The organism is Clostridium sp. TJA085 (assembly GCF_058310235.1).
Genome location: NZ_JBZEEZ010000001.1, coordinates 773,167 through 797,894, shown reverse-complemented (window position 1 = coordinate 797,894; position 24,728 = coordinate 773,167). Strand labels below are relative to the sequence as shown.

22 protein-coding genes are annotated in these 24,728 nt (G+C 24.5%); 17 read left to right on the top strand and 5 right to left on the bottom strand.

What is annotated here, in order from left to right; genetic code table 11:
- The first annotated feature begins 86 nt into the window (after nt 1-86).
- The gene (locus tag AC4FQW_RS04180) at nt 87-1,871 is read left to right on the top strand and encodes an AAA family ATPase (RefSeq protein WP_491147415.1); all 1,785 of its coding nucleotides are present in this window, start codon (nt 87-89) and stop codon (nt 1,869-1,871) included.
- A gap of 298 nt (nt 1,872-2,169) precedes the next feature.
- Here the strand turns inward: AC4FQW_RS04180 and AC4FQW_RS04175 are convergent, their stop codons facing one another.
- Nucleotides 2,170-2,859: a YczE/YyaS/YitT family protein gene (locus tag AC4FQW_RS04175; protein ID WP_303130464.1), complete on the bottom strand. Its 690-nt coding sequence runs from the start codon at nt 2,857-2,859 to the stop codon at nt 2,170-2,172.
- 382 nt (nt 2,860-3,241) lie between these two features.
- Here AC4FQW_RS04175 and AC4FQW_RS04170 point away from each other — a divergent pair, with 382 nt between their 5' ends.
- The 11 genes from AC4FQW_RS04170 to AC4FQW_RS04120 all read left to right on the top strand — a co-directional run bounded on the left by AC4FQW_RS04170 (nt 3,242) and on the right by AC4FQW_RS04120 (nt 16,937).
- Complete coding sequence (locus AC4FQW_RS04170) at nt 3,242-3,898, top strand: TIGR01906 family membrane protein (protein ID WP_491147414.1); 657 nt, start codon at nt 3,242-3,244, stop codon at nt 3,896-3,898.
- A 181-nt stretch (nt 3,899-4,079) separates the two neighbouring features.
- Complete coding sequence (locus AC4FQW_RS04165; RefSeq protein ID WP_491147412.1) at nt 4,080-5,372, top strand: 2-hydroxyacyl-CoA dehydratase subunit D; 1,293 nt, start codon at nt 4,080-4,082, stop codon at nt 5,370-5,372.
- On the top strand, nt 5,353-7,017 hold the full coding sequence (locus AC4FQW_RS04160; RefSeq protein WP_303130456.1) for an acyl-CoA dehydratase activase: 1,665 nt from the start codon (nt 5,353-5,355) through the stop codon (nt 7,015-7,017). The genes AC4FQW_RS04165 and AC4FQW_RS04160 overlap by 20 nt, the downstream gene beginning before the upstream one ends.
- Before the next feature lie 78 nt (nt 7,018-7,095).
- On the top strand, nt 7,096-7,521 hold the full coding sequence (locus AC4FQW_RS04155) for a MarR family winged helix-turn-helix transcriptional regulator (RefSeq protein WP_303130453.1): 426 nt from the start codon (nt 7,096-7,098) through the stop codon (nt 7,519-7,521).
- Nucleotides 7,522-7,626: 105 nt separating this feature from the next.
- Entirely contained in the window at nt 7,627-7,980 is a 354-nt protein-coding gene (locus AC4FQW_RS04150; protein ID WP_303130451.1) for a carboxymuconolactone decarboxylase family protein, read from the top strand.
- A 129-nt stretch (nt 7,981-8,109) separates the two neighbouring features.
- On the top strand, nt 8,110-9,813 hold the full coding sequence (gene lpdA / locus AC4FQW_RS04145) for a dihydrolipoyl dehydrogenase (protein ID WP_303130448.1): 1,704 nt from the start codon (nt 8,110-8,112) through the stop codon (nt 9,811-9,813).
- The gene (gene lplA, locus AC4FQW_RS04140; RefSeq protein WP_491147409.1) at nt 9,806-10,726 is read left to right on the top strand and encodes a lipoate--protein ligase; all 921 of its coding nucleotides are present in this window, start codon (nt 9,806-9,808) and stop codon (nt 10,724-10,726) included. The genes lpdA and lplA overlap by 8 nt, the downstream gene beginning before the upstream one ends.
- A gap of 195 nt (nt 10,727-10,921) precedes the next feature.
- Nucleotides 10,922-12,931 (top strand): YgiQ family radical SAM protein, encoded by a 2,010-nt coding sequence (locus tag AC4FQW_RS04135; RefSeq protein WP_491147407.1) that lies wholly within the window; start codon nt 10,922-10,924, stop codon nt 12,929-12,931.
- Between the two features lie 206 nt (nt 12,932-13,137).
- Entirely contained in the window at nt 13,138-14,289 is a 1,152-nt protein-coding gene (locus tag AC4FQW_RS04130) for a galactokinase (RefSeq protein WP_491148152.1), read from the top strand.
- An 11-nt stretch (nt 14,290-14,300) separates the two neighbouring features.
- On the top strand, nt 14,301-15,815 hold the full coding sequence (gene galT, locus AC4FQW_RS04125; protein ID WP_491147405.1) for a UDP-glucose--hexose-1-phosphate uridylyltransferase: 1,515 nt from the start codon (nt 14,301-14,303) through the stop codon (nt 15,813-15,815).
- Between the two features lie 108 nt (nt 15,816-15,923).
- Nucleotides 15,924-16,937, top strand: a complete 1,014-nt coding sequence (locus tag AC4FQW_RS04120; protein ID WP_303131061.1) for a LacI family DNA-binding transcriptional regulator — start codon at nt 15,924-15,926, stop codon at nt 16,935-16,937.
- A gap of 35 nt (nt 16,938-16,972) precedes the next feature.
- Here the strand turns inward: AC4FQW_RS04120 and AC4FQW_RS04115 are convergent, their stop codons facing one another.
- Complete coding sequence (locus AC4FQW_RS04115) at nt 16,973-17,278, bottom strand: hypothetical protein (RefSeq protein ID WP_303131060.1); 306 nt, start codon at nt 17,276-17,278, stop codon at nt 16,973-16,975.
- Between the two features lie 364 nt (nt 17,279-17,642).
- On the opposite strand from AC4FQW_RS04115, the gene AC4FQW_RS04110 reads away from it, so the two are divergent.
- From AC4FQW_RS04110 to AC4FQW_RS04100, 3 genes are all read left to right on the top strand, one after another.
- Complete coding sequence (locus AC4FQW_RS04110; RefSeq protein ID WP_491147403.1) at nt 17,643-18,929, top strand: L,D-transpeptidase family protein; 1,287 nt, start codon at nt 17,643-17,645, stop codon at nt 18,927-18,929.
- 188 nt (nt 18,930-19,117) lie between these two features.
- Nucleotides 19,118-19,675 (top strand): biotin transporter BioY, encoded by a 558-nt coding sequence (locus AC4FQW_RS04105; RefSeq protein WP_491147401.1) that lies wholly within the window; start codon nt 19,118-19,120, stop codon nt 19,673-19,675.
- Between the two features lie 366 nt (nt 19,676-20,041).
- Nucleotides 20,042-20,353, top strand: a complete 312-nt coding sequence (locus AC4FQW_RS04100) for a PTS sugar transporter subunit IIA (RefSeq protein WP_491147399.1) — start codon at nt 20,042-20,044, stop codon at nt 20,351-20,353.
- Nucleotides 20,354-20,419: 66 nt separating this feature from the next.
- Here AC4FQW_RS04100 and AC4FQW_RS04095 read toward each other — a convergent pair whose 3' ends face one another.
- The 3 genes from AC4FQW_RS04095 to AC4FQW_RS04085 all read right to left on the bottom strand — a co-directional run bounded on the left by AC4FQW_RS04095 (nt 20,420) and on the right by AC4FQW_RS04085 (nt 22,303).
- A complete protein-coding gene (locus AC4FQW_RS04095) occupies nt 20,420-20,680 on the bottom strand; it encodes a hypothetical protein (RefSeq protein ID WP_491147397.1) in 261 nt (86 codons plus the stop codon).
- Nucleotides 20,681-20,828: 148 nt separating this feature from the next.
- On the bottom strand, nt 20,829-20,999 hold the full coding sequence (locus AC4FQW_RS04090) for a hypothetical protein (protein ID WP_491147395.1): 171 nt from the start codon (nt 20,997-20,999) through the stop codon (nt 20,829-20,831).
- A 119-nt stretch (nt 21,000-21,118) separates the two neighbouring features.
- Entirely contained in the window at nt 21,119-22,303 is a 1,185-nt protein-coding gene (locus tag AC4FQW_RS04085; RefSeq protein WP_491147394.1) for a class I SAM-dependent methyltransferase, read from the bottom strand.
- 472 nt (nt 22,304-22,775) lie between these two features.
- Between AC4FQW_RS04085 and AC4FQW_RS04080 the strand changes: the two genes are divergently transcribed.
- Nucleotides 22,776-23,357, top strand: a complete 582-nt coding sequence (locus tag AC4FQW_RS04080) for a DUF4878 domain-containing protein (RefSeq protein ID WP_491147392.1) — start codon at nt 22,776-22,778, stop codon at nt 23,355-23,357.
- Between the two features lie 199 nt (nt 23,358-23,556).
- Entirely contained in the window at nt 23,557-24,717 is a 1,161-nt protein-coding gene (gene alr, locus AC4FQW_RS04075; RefSeq protein ID WP_303130338.1) for an alanine racemase, read from the top strand.
- Nucleotides 24,718-24,728 lie beyond the last annotated feature (11 nt).

The window sequence follows — 24,728 nt, the reverse complement described above, 5'->3', positions numbered from 1 at the left end:
CTTATTTTTTTATATCTTAGAAGGAAATGGAATAAATAGGTAGAAATATTTAATATATTATATTTAAAAATTTTGGGGGACTGGTTATGGCTATATTTCATGGTAATCTAAAGAAGACATTACCAGAGTTAACTGTTGGAGAGTTAAATTTAATAAAAAAATTTAAAGAGGAGCTAGATAATAGTTTTAATATATTTATAAAACCAAATATAAATGGAGATAATTTAAATATTTTAATAATTAAAGAGAATTCTGGAATATTAATTTTAGATATATTAGATTGGAATTTAGAAAATTATATATATGTAACTGGTGGAAATGCTGGAGATTATGGAATTATAATAGATAAAAGTAATAGAAATAATAAAGTACCATTTATAACTCCTTTTGAAAAATTAATTACATATAAAGAAAATATTTATAAATATCATATAGAAGAAATTATAAAAAGAACAATATTAAATTCAAATTATAATAATTTAATTCATACTGCTATATATTTTGCAGGGAGTAAAAGTTATGATGTAATAAATAAATTTAGTAATAATACAAAAGAGATGAAAAGTATAAAATTTTGGGGAGATAATTCAAAAATAATAAATGATATAAAAAATATATTAAAGCCAAATGAGTTATTTGATAAAGAAATTTATAATATTGCCATAAAAGTTATTAAAGGGGAAAAATATAATAGTGGCAATGTAAAATATATAAATTTAGATAAAAAAAAGATAGAACTTATGAAAAGTAAAGCTGGGGCAAAAGTAAAGATAAAAGGAATTGCTGGAAGTGGTAAGACAACTTTATTATGTAATAGAGCTATATCCGCTTATAAAAGAATAAATGGACATGGAAAAATTTTAATATTAACATATAATAATACTTTAAAAAATTATATAAAGGATAAAATGAATAATTCAAAAATTAAGTTTGATTGGAGTATATTTTATATAAATAATTATTATATGTTTATAAATCAAAGGGCTTTGGATTTAGGAATAGATATAAAAGGTTTAAGTAGTGAAGATATATATAAGTTATTTAGTATTTTAGTAAAAAAAGAAAATAAATACGATGCAATATTTATAGATGAAGTTCAAGATTTTAAAAGAGAGTGGCTAGACTTAATTAAGGATATATTTTTAAAGGAAAATGGAGAATATGTACTATTTGGTGATGAAAAACAAAATATTTATAATAGAGCATTAGATACTAAAAAGATGGTTAAAACTAATATTAGAGGAAGATGGAATGAACTTACAAAATCTTATAGAATTTCAACTAATATAGCAATATTACTTAAAGAATTTCAAAAAAAATTTTTTATAAAGAAATATGAATTAGATAATATATTTATTGAAGAACAAATTGGATTAGCAATAAATGATGATGAAATAATTTATGTATATTTTAATGATTTATCATATATAGATGTATTTGAAAAAAGTAAATTTTATTTGGATAATAAAAATTTAGAATATAAAAATACATGTATTATATGCGGGAATTTAGATGAATTAAGAGATATGGAATATTATGCTCGAAAAAAGTATGGAATAAATATTGAAAGAATGTTTGAGACAAAAGAAGAATTTTTATTAATAAATAAAAGAGAAAATAATATGGGAATATTAGAAAATTTACGTGAGGCAAGACAATATAATTTTTCAGCAACATCAGAAGGATTAAAAATGTGTACTATAGAAAAGTTCACTGGATGGGAAATTGAAAATTTAATCTTCATAATAGATAAAAGTGATAAAAATATGGAACTTATATATACTGCTATAAGTAGATGTAGAAAAAATTTATTTATAATAAACAGAGGAAATAATGTGTTTAATAATTTTATAAATTCTTTAAATATGTAATTAAGAAGGAGGATATAAGTATTATTTTTAGAAGGTTTATCTATAAGGTTTTGTTAATGTTTTAAGTTATATTCTTATAACAAAATATTTAAAAGGAGATTAAAATATATGTTAAAGTATATCCTCCATTTCTTAGCTATGTATTTGAAGTATTGACAGAATTTATAATAATATACAAAAGTATTATAAAAATATATTTATTAAAGTTATTTATATAGTTAGAAAAAGTATAAATAATATTACATTTTAATAAAAACAAAAAAAGAAGTACTATATAGTACTTCTTTTAATATATAAATTAATTTGTTTCAATTACTTCTTCAACAACTTGATTTCTTCTAGCTTCTAATTCATCATTAGTATATATGAATTTGTGAACAACTTTTTCTAATTTTGGCATAAAGAATTGAATTGATGGACCTGTAAGTAAAGCTGCTATTATAGTTCCAACTCCAACAACTCCCCCAAGTAAGAAACCAATTATTAAGAAAGCTGCATCTAAACACATACGAACAACACGATATTCTTTTTTGCTTTTATCTGATAATATAAAAGGAATAACATCATTTGGAGAAACTCCAAGTTCTGTAGCCTTAAGTAATGAGAAACCGATAGCGATTATTATACAACTAACTGCTAATAAGATCATTTTTACTATAAGGTTGTATTGTGAAAAATTAAATGGTTCAAAAAATCTTATCATTAAATCGATAAATGGACCAGCTGCAAACATAGCAAGAACAGTACCGATATTTATGTAATGTCTTTCAACAATTAATATAATAACTAAAAATGTGAATGTAATTATCATATTACCAATACCAGGAGTTATTCCTATAACATTAGCTAAACCTTGAGTAAATACAGTAAAAGGGTCAGAACCTATATTAGTTCCTATAAATATTGCAACACCAGTTTGAATTATCCATAAACCAAGAAAGAAAAATATTAGTTTCTTAGTTAATTGTTTACAGTTAAGTTTCTTCATCACTAGACCTCCGTAATTTCAAAAATATAAAGTGCTAAAACTTGTCCCAGCAGCACCGTGAATACAGAATATCATAAATGTAATTCTAAATAAAATAATAAAAATTTAAAATGTTCATGTTTACATAAATGTTTACATAAAAAATAGTTATAAAATAGCGAAAATAGTTGATAAATTATTAAAAAAATGATGATTTAATTAAAAAAACTAAAAAAATATTACTAATAAAAAGTGTCAAAATAAAAAATAATTAACCAAAAAGTGTAATTGTAAACGTGACAATTTAGGTATCTGTCATATTAATATTGCAATATATGTATTTATATGGAAATTTATATGTTTATGTGGTATATTTTATATATTATGTATAAAGAGGTGTTAAATGAAAAATTTCATTAAAGAATTACTTATAGCTATATATTTTTTTATAATTTCAATATTAAGTTCTGTACTAATAATTTTTAATTCTACATTTATATATAAAATGTGTATAAATTTTTTTAATATAGAAATTATTAGTGGAATACAAAAAGATTTATTGATAGAAGATTATAAAAAAATAATTTCATATGTTACTAATCCTTTTGTAAAAGAACTTAAATTTGATAATTTTGTTATGAGTTCCACAGGAAAATTTCATTTTTGGGAAGTTAAGAATATAGTTTTTATAATAGAAGTTATATTTTTAATTTTATTAATAGTAGGAATTATATTATTTTTATTAAATAGGAATAATAAATTTAAATTACCAATTAATAGTTTGAATTATTTATTTTTCTTTACTGTTATTGTTGTATTTTTTATATTAATTTTTATTTACTTTGATTTTACATTTGTATTTGATAAATTTCATAAAATACTTTTTAATAATGATTATTGGATATTTAATCCTATTACAGATCCTATAATAAAGGCATTACCAGAAGAATTTTTTATGTTATGTGGGGTTATATGTTTATTTATTACATTATTAGTAGGTATAATTTCAAAATTTATTTATATAAACTTAAAGAAAAAGTATTATAAAAATGTTAGTTAAAGATAAAAATATGCCCTATTAAATTTAAAATAAGGCATATTTTTTATTTTAAATATATAATTTAAAAAATAATATAAAGTATTGTTAATTTTTTGTACACAGAATAGTAAAAGTAAATAAAAAAAAGTAAGTTATAATAAATATTTGATTAATAAAAAATAATTAAACCTAAGGAGAAAATATGGACTTTATAAAAATTTATAGCAATATTTTAAAAAATAATATTGAAAATCCAGATAAGGTAAGAAAATTACTTAAAGCAGGATATGATTTAGAGTATTTAAATTTAAATTTATTAGGAGATAGGAATTTACCTAAATCTCTTAGATATTTATCTAAGCTTTGTATGAAGTTTACATTAGAGCCATTAAAAGATCCAGAAAATACAGCCTTTGTAAATGTATTTACACCTACTGAATTTTTACATGCTTTTGATATGCATCCACAGCTTATAGAAGCTTTTTCATCTTACATATCAGGAACAAAATTTGAAGATGTTTTAATTGATAAAGCAGAAAGCTTTGGTATATCAGATAGTCTTTGTTCATATCATAAAACTTTTTTAGGAGCAGCTATGACTAAAATTTTACCTAAACCAAAGTTTGCTATTACAACATCTACTGCATGTGATGGGAATATTAATACATTTAGACATATTTCGAATATTTATAATATAGAAAAGTTTGTTATAGATGTTCCTTATGAATATAATATTGAAGCAGAAGAGTATGTTAAAGATCAATTAAAAGAAATGGTGGTTTTCATTGAAGATAATACACATAAGAAATTAAATGAAGAGAAGTTAAAGGAAGTTATTTTAAATGAAAATCAATCAATAGAATATTATAATACATATTTAGAAAATTTAAAGCATAAATACTTTCCAAATACAATAACTTCAGAAATGTTTAAAGTATTTGTAACACATCCTGGAATGGGAAGAAAAGATACTTTAAAGTTTTATAAGCTACTAGCAGAAGATATAGAAAAATATCCTGATGTAAAAGCTGAAAAAAGATTATTATGGGTTCATCTATTGCCATTTTATAGTGACGCCATAAAAGATTTATTAGATTTAAATAAAGAGCATCAATTATTAATTTCAGATATGAATGTTGATTATATGAAAAAATTAGATATAAATGATCCATATTCATCTATTGCAAAGAAAATAATTTTAAATTCATATAACGGACCTTATGAAAGAAGAGCAAATAATATATTAAAATATGCAAAAGATTTAAATGCAGATGGTGTTATTAACTTTTGTCATTTTGGATGCAAACAATCAAGTGGTGGTTCATTAATACTTAAGGATACTTTAGAAAAAAATAATATTCCTGTATTAAGTATTGATGGTGATGCAGTAGATAGAAGAAATAGTCAAGAAGGACAAAATAAAACAAGACTTGAAGCCTTCTTTGAAATGTTAAATAGTAAGGAGGAAAATATAGATGATAGCTTGCATGTGTAAATATAGTCCTTTTGCTGTATTTGATGCTTTTGATGAAAAGGGAATTGTTATAGATGGTGAGGTTTCTCAATTTAATGAGTCAGATAAATTTTTACATCCTAACATGTGTTCATATAGTAAAGCTCTTTTAGATACAATAATCGAAAAGAAAATAGATAAAGTATTTTTGGTAAACTGTTGTGATTCAATAAGAAGACTTAAAGATACTTTAGAGAATATTCCTTCAATTAAATTTGTATATATGATGGATTTGCCAAGAAAGAATAATTGTTGTGCAAAAAATATGTTAAAAAGAGAAATATTAAAGTTTATTGATGAGTATGAAAAGTTTAGTGGAAAAAAGTTTAATATAGAAAAATTCAATAAAGGACTTTATAAATATTTAGATAATAATAAGGCTCCAAATACTCCATATATAGCTGTAATGGGAGCAAAAATATCAAAAGAATTTATAAATAATGTAGAGGATTTGCTAGATTACCCTTTAATAAATCATACTTGTTCTAGAGAACATTATTTAACTGAAATTAAAAATTTTAATGATAAAGATGAAGCTATTACATGGTATTCAGATGAAATATTAGGTTATACACCTTGTATGAGAATGGAGGATACTACAAATAGAAGAGCATTGACAGAAGATCCAAATTTAAAAGGAATAATCTATCATACAGTTAAGTTTTGTGATCATTATTCTTTTGAATATGTAAATTTACAAAGGGGAAAAACTCCTATACTTAAAATAGAAACAGACCTTACAAGTCAAAGTGCAGGACAAATAAAAACACGTATTGAAGCATTTAATGAACAGTTAAGTGGAGGAAAAGTAAAAATGAAAGAAATTAAAAATAAAGATAAAATTTATGTTATGGGAATAGATAGTGGATCAACTTCTACAAATGCAGTTATTATGGATAAAGATAAAAATATGTTAAGCAGTATAATAGTTAAAACAGGTGCTAAAAGTATGGATTCAGCAAACGCTGCTTATGAATTAGCAATTAAGGAAGCTGGAATTTCAAAAGAAGATATTACACTTATAGTAGGAACTGGATATGGAAGATATAATATTCCTTTTGTGGATGAAAATATAACAGAAATAACATGTCATGGTATGGGAGCACACTTTTTTAATCCAGAAGTAAGAACTATTATAGATATAGGAGGTCAAGATAGCAAGGCTATAGGGTTAGATGAAAATGGAAATGTAAAAAGTTTTGTAATGAATGATAAATGTGCAGCTGGAACTGGAAGATTTTTAGAGATGATAGCTAAAACTTTAGAAATTGATTTAGAAACTATGTCACAAGAAGGATTATCATATAATGAAGATCTTACAATAACAAGTGTTTGTTCTGTATTTGCAGAATCAGAAGTTATAACTTTAATAGCTGAAAATAAAGAGAGAAGAGATATAATACACGGTGTAAATAAATCTATTGCAACAAAAACTGTAGGTCTTGTAGAAAGAGTTGGTAGATGTGAAAAATATATGATGACAGGTGGGGTAGCTAAAAATAAAGGGGTAATAAAAGCTATAGAAGAGAAGCTAAATAGTAAATTAGTTATAGCTGATGAACCACAAATATGTGGAGCTGTTGGAGCAGCTATACTAGGATTAAATAAGATTTTAGAAAATATATAGGTATATTGTTCATTTACTTTTTTTATTAAATATAATATCATACTAATGTATTAAGGATTATATTATGGAGATGAAATTATGTTTAATATAGATGATTGTATTGGATTTATTACTAATAAATGTTCTAAAAAGATATCAGATGAATTTAATAGAAGATTACAGGAGTATGGAGTAACTAGAGTTCAATGGATAGCTATTTTTTATATAGGAAAATATGATAATGGAATATTTCAAAGAGAACTTTCAGATCTTATGAATGTAAAAGAGTCATCAATGGTGAGATTAATTGATAGAATGGAAAAAGAAGAATTAGTTATAAGAAAAAAGAATGATAATGATAGAAGAATAACTAGTATATTTTTAACTGATAAAGGTATAACTCTTAGAAATAAATTATTACCTTTAGGTGAACAATTTCAAAAAGATGCTACAATAGGTATTAGTAGTGAAGAATTAGATATATTTAAAAAAGTATTAGAAAAAATGGTAAATAATATAAGTTAAGATTGACAATACCACCTTTAGGTGGTATTTTTATATTATAATACTTAGCATGGCAAGTATTTGTGTAATTAATATATTGAGAGTTTATATTGTAGGAGGATTAGTATGAAAAAAGATGTAAGACAAATGTTAAATGATTTTATGAATGGATTAAGTAGTTTAGGAGAAACAAATGGTGAAAATGTTAATGCATTTATGAACCTATTAGGTACAAACTATGCAGAAGGAGCTATAAGCACAAAAACAAAAGAATTAATAAGTATTGGTATAGCAACTTATAACAGATGTGAATATTGCATAGTGTTCCATTCATACAAAGCATTAGAAGCTGGTGCTACTAGAGAAGAAATATTAGAAGCTGCTATGGTTTCAGTTGCATTTGGTGGAGGCCCAACTATGGCATATACAGTAACTTTATTAAAAGATTGTATTGATGAATTTGAAAATGATTTCAAATAAAATTTCATTAAAAATTTAGAGATTATATTTTAAAAGATTGCTGTAAGAGCTATAGTAAAGTATAGTTTTTAAAGCAATCTTTTTAATTGAAGAAGTTATTCTAAAATTTTTGAAGGTGGTTAGATTTATATGGAAATAACTATAAAAAATATAAATGGAAATTCTGCTAAAGTAGGTAAAATAAATGTATCTATAGGAGATATAGTGAAGAAAAATCAAATATTATTGCAAATAGAAACTAACAAAGGAAATACCCCTTTTAAATCTACTAGTAGCTTTAAAATAAAAGAAATAAAAGTATCAGAAGGACAAGAAGTAAAAAAAGGAGATATTTTATTTATAGTAGATGAATTAGAAGAGGTTAAAGAGAATAAAAAGGATAATAGTGTTAAAGTAGATTATTTTGCAAATTTAATTAAAGGAAAGAAAGAAAATATAAATACAGATGTTTTAATAATAGGTGGAGGCCCTGGTGGATACGTTTCTGCAATATATGCTGCTAAAAATGGGATGAATGTTATATTAGTAGAAAAAGATAATCTTGGCGGAACTTGTTTAAATGTAGGATGTATACCAACAAAAGCATTTGTTAAATCTTCGGAAATATATAATGAAGCTATTTTAGGTGAGGAATTTGGTTTTGAAATTAAAGAAATTAAACTACAAATGGAAAAGGTTGTTGAAAGAAAGAATAATATAAAAAATAATTTAAAATCAGGTATTGAATATTTATTAAATAAAAACAATGTAAAAGTAATTAAAGGAAATGCAGAATTCATAAATAATAAAACTGTATTAGTTAAAAAAGGAAAAGATGAGTATAAAATAAATGCAGAAAATATTATAATTGCTACAGGTTCTAATATTTCAAAAATAAATATAAAAGGAATAGAATTACCATTTGTATTAAATAGTACATCTGCATTAGATAATAAAAAATTACCTAAATCAATTACTATAATTGGTGGTGGAGTTATAGGAATGGAGTTTGCTTTTATATATTCAAATTTTGGTGTTAAAGTAAATGTTGTTGAATATATGGACAGACTTTTAACTATGGTTGATGATGATGTATCATGTGAAATTAAAGAAATAGCAAAAGAAAATGGAATTAATATATACACAAGTTCAAAGGTTAATAAAATTGAAAAATCAGAAAATGGAGAAGCAATAGTATTTTTTGAAAATGAAGGAAAGGATAAGTATTTAGTATCAGAAAACGTTTTAGTTGCAATAGGAAGAGAACCTAATATTAAAAATTTAGGCATAGAAAATACTGATATAAAATTAAATGAAAATGGAAAAGGAATAAGTGTAGATAATAAATTAAAAACTAATGTAGATAATATATATGCTATAGGAGATGTTACCAATAAAATTCAACTTGCACATGTTGCATCTCATCAAGGTATAGTTGCTATAGATAATATACTCGGTAAAAATAAAGAAATAAGCTATGATTATGTTCCAAATGTAATTTTTACTTCTCCAGAAATTGCGAATGTTGGATTAACAGAAAGACAATGTAATGAGAAGAATATAAATATAAAGATAAGTAAATTTCCATTCTCAGCAAATGGAAAAGCATTGACTATGGGAGAAACAAGAGGATTTATAAAATTAATTAAAGATATAGATGAAAATAAAATAGTTGGGGCATCAGTAATAGGAGTAGATGCATCTACTTTAATAAGTTCATTAACATTAATTATTAAAAATAATATTAGTGAAGATGAAATAATTGAAACAATATTTGCTCATCCAACAACCTCTGAAGTGATTCATGAAGCGGCACTTGGTCTTAGTATAGGAGCTATACATTACCATGAATAGAATAGTTATATCTGAGGAGTTAAATCCATATTATAATTTAGCGTTGGAAGAAGAACTTTTAAATAATGTTTTAGAAAATGAAAATATATTATATCTTTGGCAAAATGAAAATACTGTTGTTATTGGTAGAAATCAAAATCCTTATTTAGAGTGTGATATAGATTATATTAATAAAAATAATATAAATTTAGTTAGACGCATATCAGGAGGAGGTACAGTATTTCATGATATAAACAATTTAAATTTTACTTTCATAACAAAAAGTTGTAATGCGAATTTAGAAAAACAATTAAGTGTTATAAAGTTAGCAGTAGAAAAGTTTGGATTAAATGTAGAATTTTCAGGAAGAAATGATTTGTTAATACAAGGTAAAAAATTTTCAGGAAATGCATTTTATGATGATGGAGAAAATTATTTTCATCATGGAACTATTATGATTAATGTAAATACAGATATTTTACAAAAAGCTCTAAAGCCTTCAAAGTTAAAATTGCAATCTAAAGGAATAACATCTGTAAAAAGTAGAATAATTAATCTTAGTAGTTTAAGTAATGAAATAAATGTTAGTATTTTAAAGAGTTCTTTAGAAAATGCTTTTAAAAAAGTATATGGGAATATAGTTAAAAAAGATATATATAATGAAAGTTATAAGAAATGTTCTTTACATGAAAAGTATAAAAGTAGAGAGTGGAATTTTGGAGAAAGCCCAAATTATAACGTTATGCTAGAGGAAAAGTTTGATTTTGGTAATATTCAAATTTTGTTAAGTATAAAAAATAATAAGATATACAATGCAGAAATATATTCAGATACATTAGAAAATATAGATTTTAACCAAATTAAAAATGTACTGTTAGGTAAAGATTTTTCGGAAAAATATATACTAGAGTATATTAAACAAAATATAAATTAAATCATTATATAAGAGAGAAGAGTATGTTAATAATCTTCTCTTTTTACTTTTTTATACATCATAACTAAAAATAATTTTTAAAATTTACTTTTTTTATTGAATAAAAGTATTATAATAAGAGAATATGCTTTATAATAGTAATCTAGATTAGAAAATAATATAATAGGTTAATAATTATAGATAGAAGGTGATAATATGACAGAAAATAGATTTTTACCGATAAGTAAAAAGGATATGGAAGAAAGAGGATGGAATCAGTGTGATTTTATTATAGTTACAGGAGATGCTTATGTAGACCATCATAGTTTTGGAACTGCTATAATTTCAAGAGTTTTAGAAAATGCAGGGTATAAAGTTGGTATAATTGCACAGCCAGATTGGCATAGTATAGATGACTTTAAAAAACTTGGTAGACCAAGACTTGGTTTTTTAGTTAATGGTGGTAATATGGATTCCATGGTTAATCATTATACTGTAAGTAAAAGAAGAAGAGATAAGGATATGTATACTCCAGGCGGAAGAATGGGGGCAAGACCAGATAGAGCAACAATAGTTTATTGTAATAAAATTAGAGAGGCCTACAAGCATGTTAATGTTATAATAGGTGGAATAGAAGCTAGTCTTAGAAGATTTGCTCATTATGATTATTGGGGAGATAATGTAAGAAATTCAATACTTATAGATAGTGGTGCAGATTTATTAGTATATGGTATGAGTGAAAAACAAATAGTTGAAGTAGCAAATGCGTTAAATGATGGATTTGAAGCCAAGTACATAAGACATGTAAATGGAACATGTTATACTATAGAATCATTAGATGAAGTATACGGAGATTATAAAATATTGCCTTCTTTAGAAGAAGTTGCAAATGATAAGGTGAAATATGCAAAAGCATTTAAAATTCAATATGAAGAGCAAGATCCAATTAGAGGAAAGCAACTTATACAGAAGCATGGAAATAGATATGTTGTTATAAATAAACCAGAAATGCCATTAACAAGAGAAGAGCTTGATGAAGTTTATGCTCTTCCATATACTAAAAACTATCATCCTATATATGAAAAGGATGGTGGTATACCAGCAATAGAAGAAGTTAAGTTTTCTATAGTAAGTTCAAGAGGTTGTTTTGGTAACTGTAACTTCTGTGCCATAACATTCCATCAAGGAAGAGCTGTTCAAAGCAGAAGTGAAGAATCAATACTTGAAGAAGCAAGAGAGATTACAACATTTAAAGATTTTAAAGGGTATATACATGATGTTGGTGGACCTACAGCAAACTTTAGAAAACCTGCTTGTAAACATCAACTTACAATAGGAGCATGTAAAAATAAACAATGTTTAACTCCTGGTGTTTGCAAAAATATGGATGTTGATCATAGTGAGTACCTACATCTCTTACGAGAAATAAGGAAAATTCCAAAAGTTAAAAAAGCTTTTGTAAGATCAGGATTAAGATATGATTATATAATGGCTGACAAAGATGATACTTTCTTCAGAGAACTTGTAGAGCATCATGTAAGTGGTCAACTTAAAGTCGCTCCAGAGCATGTAGCTCCACAAACTTTAAAGTATATGAACAAGCCATCAGGAAAAACATATGATAAATTTAGAGAAAAATTCTTTAAAATAAATAGACAACTGAAAAAAGAACAATATATAATTCCGTATTTAATGTCAAGTCATCCAGGAAGTGGATTAAAAGAAGCAATTCAACTTGCTGAATATTTAAGAGATATAAAGTATCAACCAGAGCAAGTTCAAGATTTTTATCCTACTCCTGGAACAATGTCAACAACAATGTTTTATACAGGACTTGATCCTTTAACTATGGAAGAAGTATATATTCCTAAAACTAAAGAAGAAAAGGCTATGCAAAGAGCACTTCTTCAATTTAAAAATCCTAAAAACTATAATCTTGTTTATGATGCTTTAATTAAAGCTGGAAGGGAAGATTTAATAGGTAATGGTCCTAAATGTTTAATTCAATCAAAAGAAACAAGATACATAGCAAGTCAACATGGAAAGTCTAAAACTAAAGGAAAAGTACATCAAAGGGATAATAAAGGCTCAAAAAGTAATAGGAATTTAAGAGATAATAGAAAAGGTAGAAATTCTAATAACCAATCAAGAAATGAAGAAACTAAAATGTATAAAGGGAAAAAAAGTAGAGGTCCTGCAAAGCTAAGACTTAAAAAGAAAAGATAAATAAAATGAAGTAGAGCTATTTAAATAGCTCTCTTTTTTATTTAATTAAAAATATATAGTAAAAATAAATGAAATAATCTTAGTAAAAATGAGTAAAAATATAAGGAAAATTTAAGTAAAAATATTGAAAATGTTTTCTAAAGGTGTTAATATTATATTAACAAATAAAATTATATAGAAGGGGTGTAAATATTTTGAAGCAAAAAATGTTAAATATTTTTAATGAGGTTTATGGATATAAAGAGGGAGCTAGAGTATTTTTTTCACCTGGAAGAGTTAATTTAATTGGAGAACATACTGATTATAATGGTGGAAATGTATTTCCTTGTGCAATAAGTTTTGGTACTTTTGGAGTAATAAAATTAAGAGATGATAATAAAGTAAGAATGTATTCAAAAAACTTTGAAAACTTAGGTGTTATAGAGTTTAGCTTAGATGGGTTAAAATATGAAAAAGAGCATGATTGGGCAAATTATTGTAAAGGAGTTATAGATGTATTACAAAAAGAAGGTTATGTTATAGATAAAGGATTTGATGTTGTAATATATGGAAATATACCAAACGGAGCAGGACTTTCATCATCAGCTTCACTTGAGCTATTAATTGGAGTTATGATGGACAAGTTATTTAACTTAAATATTGATAGAATAGATTTAGTTAAATATTCACAAAGGGCAGAAAATAAATTTATAGGCGTAAATTGCGGTATTATGGATCAATTTGCTATAGGAATGGGAAAAGAAAATAAGGCTATATTGTTAGATTGTAACACTTTAAAATATAGTTACTCAGATATAAATTTAAAAAATGAAGTTATAATTATATCAAATACGAATAAAAGAAGAGGACTTGCAGATTCAAAATATAATGAGAGAAGAAGCGAATGTGAAGAATCCTTATCTGAATTAAAAGAAAAATTAAATATTAATTCATTAGGAGAACTTACAATTGAAGAGTTTGAAAATAATAAAAATTTAATAAAAGATGAAATTAGAATAAAGAGAGCTAAGCATGCTGTATATGAAAATGTTAGAACTCTTAAAGCAAAGGAAGCTTTAGAAAATAATGATTTAAAAACATTTGGTGAGCTTATGAACCAATCACATATTTCATTAAGAGATGATTATGAAGTAACTGGAAAAGAATTAGATACATTAGTTAATCTTGCATGGGAATGTGAAGGGACTATAGGTTCTAGAATGACCGGAGCTGGTTTTGGAGGTTGTACGGTATCTATAGTTAAAAAGGATTTTGTAGAAAGTTTTATAAAGTATGTAGGAGAAAAGTATAAAGAAATTATAGGATATGATGCAGATTTTTATATAGCAAATATAGGTGATTCAACTAGAGAAATATAGGGTGTGATATTATGGAAATTTATAGAGAGATTGATAGGTTAATAAAATATTCTTTGAAAAAGAGTTTAATAGAAACTGAAGATGAAGTATATATAAGAAATAGTTTACTTGATCTCTTTAAATTAGATGATTATAAACAACAGAATATAGATGATGAAGATTTAAATACTCCAACACCTATTTTAGAGAATCTTTTAGATTATGCATATGAGAAAGGTTTAATTGAATATAATACTCCAATATATAGAGATCTTTTTGATACTAAAATAATGGGGATTTTAATTAAAAGGCCATCTGAAGTAATTAAAGATTTTAATTATAAATATAAAAATAGTCCTAAAGATGCAACAACATACTTTCATAATATAAGTAGAGCTTGTGATTATATAAGAACAGATAGAATAGCTAAAAATGTTGTATGGAAAACAAGTTCAGAATATGGAAATATTGATATAACTATAAATTTATCAAAGCCTGAAAAGGATCCAAAGGCAATAGAAGCTGCTAAAAATCTTCCACAGTCAGGATATCCAAAATGTTTACTTTGTAAAGAAAATGAAGGATATTCAGGAAGGGTAAATCATCCTGCTAGGCAGAATTTAAGAGTTATTCCTATAAATCTTTTGAATAAAGAGTGGTTTTTACAGTATTCTCCATATGCATATTATAATGAGCATTGCATAGTGTTTTCAGGAGAGCATATCCCTATGAAAATAACAAAGGAAAGCTTCGATAGAATATTGGAGTTTGTAGAAAAATTTCCACATTATTTTGTAGGATCAAATGCAGATTTACCAATAGTTGGAGGATCAATACTTACTCATGATCATTATCAAGGTGGAAATTATAAATTTGCAATGAATTATGCAGAAGATGTATTTAAGTTTAATATAAAAAATTATAATGATATAGAGTTATCTATAATTAAATGGCCATTAACAGTAGTAAGATTAAAAGGTAAAAATAGAGAAGAATTAAGTGAACTTGCTGGTAAAATATTAAGTCATTGGAGAGAATACTCTGATGAAGATGAAGGTATATTTGCTTATTCAGAAAATGTTCCTCATAATACAATAACTCCAATTGGAAGATTTTCTGATGAAAAGTATGAATTAGACCTTGTACTAAGAAATAATAGAAGAAATAATGAACATCCATATGGAATATTTCATCCACATGCACAATTACATCATATAAAGAAGGAAAATATAGGTCTTATTGAAGTTTTAGGACTTGCAGTTTTACCATCTAGGTTGAAAGAAGAACTTAAATTAATAGAAAAAAATTTGCTTTTAGGTAATGAAGATCTTATAGATAAAGATGAAATAGGAATACACTTAGATTGGTTTTATGAAATATTAAAAAATAATAAAAATATAAACGAAAATAATGTGGAATCAATTGTAAGAAATGAAGTAGGAAAAGTATTTATAAAAGTTCTTGAAGATTGTGGTGTATTTAAATGGAATGAATCAGGAATAAAATCTATGAAAAAATATATAGATTCATTAAAAAACAATATTTAAATAAAAATAAATATGGATTTGAATTTAATATTCAAATCCATATTTTTATTATTTTGATATTTAAAATACCTTAATATATAATATGTTATGAGAAAGAGGTGAAAGATATTGGCGACTATAAAAGATATAGCAAATATTGCAGGTGTATCAATATCAACTGTATCTAGGGTTTTGAATTTGGATAAAAGTTTAAATGTTTCAGAGGAAACAAGAGAAAAGGTTTTAGAAATTGCTGATAAAATGAATTATATGACTGCAAAGCAAAAAAAACTTAGGGATAAGGTGTATAATATAGGTATTGTAAGTAGCTTTATAGATGGAGAATCAAATGATCCATATTTTTTATATATTAGAATGGCAATTGAAAAAATGTGTAATGAAAAAAATATAGAGTTTAAATCAGTATATATAGATAAATTAATTAGTGAGCCTACATCAAAATATAAAGGAATAAATGGAATAATAGCTATAGGTATATTTACTAATGAGGAAATAAAAAAATTAGAATGTATAACTAAAGAAATTATATTTGTAGATTCATCTCCTGATGAATGGAAATATGACTCTATTGTTGTAAATTTTAAACAAGGAGTTTTAAGTGCTTTAAGTTATCTTGAAAGTTTAGGTCATAAAAATATAGCATATATAGGTGGTAGAGTAATAGCTCATAATGATAAAGAAAAAAAAGAATTATTTAATGATAGAGAAAAGATATATACAGAATATATGAAAGAGAAAGGTAATTATAAAAAAGAGTGGGTATATAAAGGAGATTTTACATTAGAAGATGGTTATGAACTTATGAAAAAAATGCTTGAGAATAAAAACTTACCTACGGCTATATTTATATCTAGTGATCCTATGGCTATAGGTGCTTATAAAGCAATTAATGAAAAGGGATATTCTATTCCAGAAGATATAAGCATAATAGGATTTGATGATATTGCAACAGCAAAGTTTTTAACACCATCTCTTACAACTGTAAAAGTATTTGTAGAGCTTATGGGAGAAACTGCATTAAACACTATTTTAGAAAGATTAGAAAATAGCAGAGAAATAAGCAAAAAAATAGTTTTGCCAGTTAAACTTATAAAAAGAGAAAGTTGCAAATCAATTAAATAAAAAAACGTGTCATAAATTAGACACGTTTTTTTTATTTAAAAATTAGAAAATGCATTGGATGGTATTCCTTTGTAAGGACAAATTTTCATCACTTTTCTTATTAAATGTTGCTTTTCTAAATAAGAACAAATTGAATCTATATGTTTTGAAGGATCTATTTCTTTTTCAGCATTTGCAAAAGATAAAGCTGATTTTAAATTGCTATAAGGTATTGAATTTATATTTTCACTAATTTCTGCTGGAGTAAAAAACTTATTAGGATTAGATATTAAAAATTGCCTAATATCATCTGCTAATGAATGAAATTCTAATTTATTTTCATCGCTAGTATAAATTTTCATTTAAATCACTCCTTAAACTTTAATTAATAAATAATAATATTTACATAATTTAAACCTTATGTAAATGTTTACTTTAATAACATTATAACAAAAAAGTTATTTAATATAAATGTATATTTAATGTACTTATAAAACAAAAAGTGTATTAAGTAAATTTATTAAATACAATTATATTAAAAAGTTTAATATTATTAAAAAGAATGCTATAATACATAAAAAGAAAAAAATAGAAAAAATAAACAAAAATTATAAATTTAAAAATAGTAAGAGTTATTGAGTTTTTATGTAAATTTAAGTTTATATTAATCTGTTTACTAAATTTTAAAATATATATCAAATTTATGTTTTTAATAAGGAGAAGTTTATGAGAGGAAAAAATTTTTTGAAATTAATTTGTATCATTATTGTTATTTTTTTTATAGTTCCTAATTTAAAAGTCAATGCAGACATTATAAATAAAAATCAAAGTAAATCATATGGATGGATTAAAGATAATAATAATTGGTACTACTTAAGTGGAAATGGAAAAATGAAGACCGGTTGGCTAAAAGACGGAAGTTCATGGTATTACTTAAGTGGAAATGGAAAAATGAAGACCGGTTGGCTAAAAGACGGAAGTTCATGGTATTACTTAAATGGAAATGGAAAAATGAAGACAGGCTGGTTAAAAGAAGGAAGTTCGTGGTATTACTTAAGTGGAAATGGAAAAATGAAGACAGGCTGGTTAAAAGAAGGAAGTTCGTGGTATTACTTAAGTGGAAATGGAAAAATGAATACAGGCTGGTTAAAAGAAGGAAGTTCATGGTACTACTTAAGTGGAAATGGAAAAATGAAGACCGGTTGGCTAAAAGACGGAAGTTCGTGGTATTACTTAAGTGGAAATGGAAAAATGAAGACAGGCTGGTTAAAAGAAGGAAGTTCATGGTACTACTTAAGTGGAAATGGAAAAATGAAGACAGGCTGGTTAAAAGAAGGAAGTTCATGGTATTACTTAAATGGAAATGGAAAAATGAAGACCGGCTGGCTGAAAGACGGTAGTTCATGGTACTACTTAAATAGTAGTGGTAGATGGGAAGAAAGTGGGTTAGCTAAAGATATATCGAAAACTAAAATTTCTAAAAAAACAAAACAAATAATATTAGTATCTGGAGATAGACTATATTTTTTTGAGAAAAATAATGGTATATGGGAACAAATTTTAAATGAAAAGGCAAGACATGGATATGCAGGATTTAAAAAAAATAAACATGAAGGAGATGGAGCTACACCAATTGGAGTATATTCTATATTATATGGATTTGGATTTAGTAGCAATCCAGGAACTAAGTTAAATTATAAAAAAATAACTAATAACTCATATTTTGTAGATAATAGTAATTCTAAGTACTATAACAAGTGGTATGAAGGAAAAGGTGAAAGGGGAGAACATATGATAGACCATTATCAATATAAATATGGCATGGTAATTGATTATAATAGAAATCAAAGGAAAGGAAAAGGTTCTGCTATATTTATTCATTGTAATGGAAGAGGAAATACTGCAGGTTGTATAAGCATACCAGAAAATAGTATGCTTAGATTATTAAAAAAAGTTAATAATGGAGCTTATATAATAATAACTACAAATAATAAAAATTTAAAATATTATTAAATGATGAATTAATTATATAGATTTGTTTGAATATAGATAGGGTTTTATAATTAGAATTAAAACATAGATAAAAATATCTATGTTTTTTATTTGTCACCCAAAATTATTTAAAATGGGTTGACAATAATTTTGAAAAAATATATTATATTAAATAATTAGTTTGATTGTCAAAATAATGGAGGGTTATTATGAATTTAAAAGCTAGGGATTTAATATTAATTTCAATGTTTGCAGCACTTACAGCAATAGGTGCATTTATAAAAATACCATTACCTATAGTTCCGTTTACATTACAATATTTCTTTTGTGCAATAGGTGCAATTTTACTTGGAAGTAAACTTGGAGCATTATCACAAATTTTATACGTATTTGTAGGTCTTATAGGAATACCTATATTTACACAAGGTGGAGGTCCACAGTATATATTGCAACCTACATTTGGATATTTACTAGGATTTATATTAGCTTCATTTATTATAGGAAAAATAACAGAAAATATTAAAAAACTAACTTTATTAAAAATATTTTTTTCATGTTTATGTGGATTAGCTATTATATATATATTTGGAGTTTCGTATATGTATATTATTTATAATTTTTATTTAGGTAATACAATGAGTGTTTTTTTAGCAATTAAGATAGGAGTTATAGCATTTTTACCAAGTGATATATTATTAAGTTTTATAATATCAATAGTTGGAATTAATGTTGTAGCAAAACTGAGAAAAGCAGGGTATGAAATTTAGGCTTAAAATAATTAAAATTAGTTCTGTTAAACATAAGTATTTTATTAAAATTAACTTTTAAAATCATATGTGATACATTAAAATTAAATATAATTAACAATTCAATATTATTAAAGTATAATAAGTTTAAAAGTATTTTTAAGTTTCTGTGTCAATATTTGAAAGATAATGTATGAAATTTAAAAAATATATTCTAAAGTGTGTATTTGTATTAATAAATTTGTACTTAATAAGTAGTATTTTTGCACACATATGAAATTTTATTAGAAAAATATATTTAAACATATGATAAATAGGAATATTTTATATTTGGCATAATATTTGCTATAAATAATAGTGTAAATTTTATAGTAAAGGGGTATGGTTATGGATAATTTAGAATTAGTATCATTTCAAATAATAAGCAGTGTTGGAGAGGCAAAATCAGCTTTATTTGAAGTTTTAGAATTATCAAGAGAAGAAAAATTTGAAGAAGCAGAAAAGAAAATACAAGAAGCTGAAGAAGCAATATTAAAAGCTCATCAATCACATTTTTCATTAATACAAGAAGAGGCGAGTGGAAATAAAGTTGAACCATCTTTATTATTAATACATGCAGAAGATCAATTAATGAATGTTGAAACATTAAAATCTTTTGCAAAAGAAATGATTTTATTACATAAAAAGTATAGCAAATAAATTAAAATTAAATATATGAGCCAAAAGTTAGTGCAATAAAAAAGAGAGTTTGTTTTAAACTCTCTTTTAGCTATTTAAAATAGTATTTAAATCATCAATTAAAACTTTTAAATCATAAGCATCTTTAGGAATTAGTACTCTATATTTTCCAGAGCTTTCATCTTCAAATTTAGTTTTTAAAGTTTTAAAATAATTTTTTATTTCACTAAATTTATGTTCTCCTAAATCTTGTCTATTCTTTGAATCAATAGTGATTTTATGGCAATTAATAGAACATTTTTTATCATCATTTTGTTCTACATGTATATAATCATTTATATTTTTCATATTTATCACCTCAATTATATTTTAACATTAAATAATATTAAATATTGAAAAATACATATTATTTTACCATAATTTAATAATTAAAAAGATAGATGAAAATATATATTTTCATCTATCTTTTTATGAAGGTACAAACTAATTAATGAGCTTATTTATTATGAGATAATTTTGAGCGTTTAGTATATTTTTTACCATTTGAATGGCTACCAAGTTTTTTACCATTTTCTATACCTATTTCGGCTCCTTGTTCAGAATACATTTTTCTAAGTTCTGCATTAGATTTTGGTCTATCTTTTAATCTATTCTTGTTATTATCCATAAAAGAAAACCTCCTAAATAAAAATTTGTACAAAAATAGTTTGTGTAAATGAACTAATATTATTTACACAAACTATTATTAATTAAATGTAAAACTATTTTAAAATAGGAGTAATTGTATTAATCTTCATATAAATATTTTCTAGTTAAAGGTAACTCATTATTTATACCTTTTGAATATAAAGTTTGATGAATATCTATAGTCCAATAATGGAAAGCAGCAGCACATGATGCAAGGTAAATATGCCACATTCTTAAAAATCTTTCATCAAACATTTCTCTTTCTTCTTCTAAATGTTCTTCAAAATTCTTAAGCCATTCTTGTAAAGTTTTCATATAATGAAGTCTTAAGCTTTCAACATCAAGAACATGGAAGTTTAATTCACTTGCAACTGAAATTTCTTCTCTTAATGTTGGTAAATATCCACCAGGGAATATGTAAGTTGTTACCCACTTATTACCTTCTGTTTCAACAAGATTAGTTATGTTATGAAGTAAGAATAATCCACCTTCTTTTAGTACAGAATCTATATTCTTAAAGAAAAGAGGTATATTAGCATGACCTACGTGTTCTGCCATACCAACACTTACAATTCTATCAAACATAAGACCAGATTTTTCTAAGTTTCTATAATCCATAAGTTTTACAGTTACTAAATCTTCTAGTCCTTCTTCTTTTATTCTTTCAGTAGCTTTAGCAAATTGTTCTTCACTTAAAGTTATACCAGTAGCTTTAACTTTATAAAGTTTAGCTGCTTCAATTATTAAAAAGCCCCAACCACATCCTATATCAAGAAGAGTTTGACCTTCTTTTAAATTAAGCTTTTTTAATATATGTTTAATTTTATTCATCTGAGCATCATAAAGTGTGTCATTTTCACTTTCAAAATATCCACATGAATAACTCATTGTTTTATCTAACCATAAGCTATAGAAATCATTTCCTATATCATAATGATGGGCTATATCTTTTTTTGATTTTAAAAGTGAAGGAGCTTTAACTTTTCCAGCAAGTTTTAAAAGTGTAGAATGATTTAAGAAACTATCTTTATTTCTCATCATACTTTCAAATATTTCTTGTGGATCTCCTTCAAAATCTATATCTCCATCCATGTAAGCTTCACCTAAAGCTAAACTTGCATCACATAATAAATCTTTTTTGCTTGGGAATTTATTTATTATTATTGTAAATTTAGGTTCACCTTCACCGACTTTAACTATTTCACCATCCCAAAGTTTTAAGTTAAATGTTTCATCAGATAAATGTTTAGTAAATGATTTTACTATAGTTTTGTTCATTTCCATAATTAACACCTCATTTATTTAAGTCTTATTCATTATAGTATTTATAAAAAATAAAATTAACATGCATAATTATTGTAATATTAGCATTTTTAAACATTGATTAGTAAAGTTTTTTAAAATACTCTAGTATTCTTTTAAATACTTTCACTTTCTTTAGATTTTAAAATGTTTGAATAATATTTGAATAAGCTAACATAAGTATTTAAGTGTATTTTATATAATATTATTTAAATATGTTAAAAAACTTTATATATTGTAATTTTTTTAAGTAAAATATAAAATGTATTAATTTAATTAGAATTACATAGCATAATACTGAAATATGTAATTAATTATTTAAAATAAATAGGAAATAAAGAATAAAATATTAATTATTATAGATAAAATGTAAATAATATTATCTAAATGTATATAATTGAAAAGCTATATATTAATATATTAATTGAATAAATTATTTTTTATAGGGGGAAATATGAAAAAGTTAGTAAGTTTATTATTAGTATCCATATTATCATGCACTTTAATTGCTTGTGGTGGAGATAGTCCAAGTTCAGTTGTAGAAAAATTTTATTCTACTTTAAAGAATGGAAATATAAGTGAAATAAGTAATTTGATTAATAAGGATACTATTTCTAAAGACAAAACTGATAAAAAATTAACTTCTGAAGAAGAAGAGGCTTTAAAGAAAGTTTTATCAAAGACGGAAATAAAAATTAATAATACGGAAGAAAAAAATGATGAGGCTACTGTAAGTGCTACAGTAACAGCAATAGATGCAGGAGATATAATGGGAAATTATATGGTTACTGCTATACAAAAATCATTAGCAGCATCAATGAGTGGAAAAAGTGATAAGGAATTACAGAAAGATTTACAAAAAGATTTAATTAATATAGTAAATAAAGATGATTTAAAGAAAATAACTCAAGATATAAATATTCAATTAATAAAACAAGATAATAAATGGGTGATTAAGGACCCAGAAATAGTTTTATTAAAAACTTTTAACTTAGAAAAGTTCTCAAAATTTATAAAAGAATTTTCAAATAAATAAAAAAGTAGCTAATTTTAGCTACTTTTTTATTTATAATATTAAATATATAAAATTTTTTTAATATTATATTTTAAATTTAATTATAAGAAATAAAAAGTAACCACTCTATATAAAAAATATAAATTTAGTGGTTCTTCCTATATTATAAAAAATATTTATAATATTAGTGTAGAAGGAATATTAATTTAGAGGTGAACTTATGGAAAAATTATTAAGACCTGTGTGGGCTGAAATAGATTTAGATAAAATAGCATTAAATATGAAAAATATAAAAAAATTAGTTAATAATAAAGACGTAATCGCAGTTATAAAAGCTGATGCGTATGGGCATGGAGCATTAGATATTGCACCGGTTTTAATAGAAAATGGTGCTTCAAGATTTGCAGTAGCAGTTATAACAGAAGCATTAGAACTAATTAATGGTGGTATAAAGTGTCCTATAATGATATTAGGATATACTCCATTAGAATTTGGTGAAGATCTAATAAATAATAATATAGAACAAACAGTGTATGATTTAAATTATGCAAAAAAACTATCTGAAATTGCAATTAAGCTTGGAAAAACTGCAAAAATTCATATAGCTTTAGATACTGGAATGGGTAGAATTGGATTTATACCAAATGAAGAAAGTTTAAAAGATGTTTTAGAAATATCAAAATTAAAAGGAATAGAAATTGTTGGTATATTTACACATTTTTCAACATCTGATGAAAAGGATAAAGAATATACAAATATGCAATTTAAAAAAATAAAAGATTTTAATGAAGAACTTATAAAAAATGGATTAAATATAAAAATAAAACATGTATCAAATAGCGGTGCTATAATAGACCTTCCAGAAACATATCTTGATGCAGTAAGAGCAGGAATAATATTATATGGATATTATCCATCAAATGAAGTAAAAAAAGAACAACTTAAAATAGAGCCTGCATTAACATTAAAAACTAAAGTTGCTCATATTAAAACTTTAGATAAAGATATGTACGTAAGTTATGGAAGAAAATTCAAAACAAATAGAGAAAGTATAATTGCAACAATTCCAATTGGTTATGCAGATGGTTATTCTAGATCTTTAAGTGGAAAAGCTAAAGTTATAATAAATGGAAAATTTGCAAATGTAGTAGGTAGAATATGCATGGATCAATGTATGGTAGATGTTACTGATATTGGAGAAGTAAAAGTTGGTGATGAAGTTATTTTACTTGGTGAAGATAATGGATTAAAATTTAATGCTGATGATATGGCAGAAATAATGGAAACAATAAACTATGAAGTTTTATGTATGCTTAAACATAGAGTTCCTAGGGTATATAAGAGTAATGGAGAAATTGTGCATATAAGAAATTATATTTAATTAATTTTCTG

What these genes read in the sequence shown, in the direction of transcription:
- AC4FQW_RS04150 (WP_303130451.1), top strand. Translation starts at nt 7,627, where the DNA reads ATGAAAAAAGATGTAAGACAAATGTTAAATGATTTTATGAATGGATTA.
- AC4FQW_RS04170 (WP_491147414.1), top strand. Translation starts at nt 3,242, where the DNA reads ATGAAAAATTTCATTAAAGAATTACTTATAGCTATATATTTTTTTATA.
- AC4FQW_RS04155 (WP_303130453.1), top strand. Translation starts at nt 7,096, where the DNA reads ATGTTTAATATAGATGATTGTATTGGATTTATTACTAATAAATGTTCT.
- galT (WP_491147405.1), top strand. Translation starts at nt 14,301, where the DNA reads ATGGAAATTTATAGAGAGATTGATAGGTTAATAAAATATTCTTTGAAA.
- AC4FQW_RS04110 (WP_491147403.1), top strand. Translation starts at nt 17,643, where the DNA reads ATGAGAGGAAAAAATTTTTTGAAATTAATTTGTATCATTATTGTTATT.
- AC4FQW_RS04080 (WP_491147392.1), top strand. Translation starts at nt 22,776, where the DNA reads ATGAAAAAGTTAGTAAGTTTATTATTAGTATCCATATTATCATGCACT.
- lplA (WP_491147409.1), top strand. Translation starts at nt 9,806, where the DNA reads ATGAATAGAATAGTTATATCTGAGGAGTTAAATCCATATTATAATTTA.
- AC4FQW_RS04105 (WP_491147401.1), top strand. Translation starts at nt 19,118, where the DNA reads ATGAATTTAAAAGCTAGGGATTTAATATTAATTTCAATGTTTGCAGCA.
- AC4FQW_RS04130 (WP_491148152.1), top strand. Translation starts at nt 13,138, where the DNA reads ATGTTAAATATTTTTAATGAGGTTTATGGATATAAAGAGGGAGCTAGA.
- AC4FQW_RS04115 (WP_303131060.1), bottom strand. Translation starts at nt 17,278, where the DNA reads ATGAAAATTTATACTAGCGATGAAAATAAATTAGAATTTCATTCATTA.
- AC4FQW_RS04100 (WP_491147399.1), top strand. Translation starts at nt 20,042, where the DNA reads ATGGATAATTTAGAATTAGTATCATTTCAAATAATAAGCAGTGTTGGA.
- AC4FQW_RS04085 (WP_491147394.1), bottom strand. Translation starts at nt 22,303, where the DNA reads ATGGAAATGAACAAAACTATAGTAAAATCATTTACTAAACATTTATCT.
- AC4FQW_RS04165 (WP_491147412.1), top strand. Translation starts at nt 4,080, where the DNA reads ATGGACTTTATAAAAATTTATAGCAATATTTTAAAAAATAATATTGAA.
- AC4FQW_RS04160 (WP_303130456.1), top strand. Translation starts at nt 5,353, where the DNA reads ATGATAGCTTGCATGTGTAAATATAGTCCTTTTGCTGTATTTGATGCT.
- AC4FQW_RS04175 (WP_303130464.1), bottom strand. Translation starts at nt 2,859, where the DNA reads ATGAAGAAACTTAACTGTAAACAATTAACTAAGAAACTAATATTTTTC.
- alr (WP_303130338.1), top strand. Translation starts at nt 23,557, where the DNA reads ATGGAAAAATTATTAAGACCTGTGTGGGCTGAAATAGATTTAGATAAA.
- AC4FQW_RS04095 (WP_491147397.1), bottom strand. Translation starts at nt 20,680, where the DNA reads ATGAAAAATATAAATGATTATATACATGTAGAACAAAATGATGATAAA.
- AC4FQW_RS04135 (WP_491147407.1), top strand. Translation starts at nt 10,922, where the DNA reads ATGACAGAAAATAGATTTTTACCGATAAGTAAAAAGGATATGGAAGAA.
- lpdA (WP_303130448.1), top strand. Translation starts at nt 8,110, where the DNA reads ATGGAAATAACTATAAAAAATATAAATGGAAATTCTGCTAAAGTAGGT.
- AC4FQW_RS04180 (WP_491147415.1), top strand. Translation starts at nt 87, where the DNA reads ATGGCTATATTTCATGGTAATCTAAAGAAGACATTACCAGAGTTAACT.
- AC4FQW_RS04090 (WP_491147395.1), bottom strand. Translation starts at nt 20,999, where the DNA reads ATGGATAATAACAAGAATAGATTAAAAGATAGACCAAAATCTAATGCA.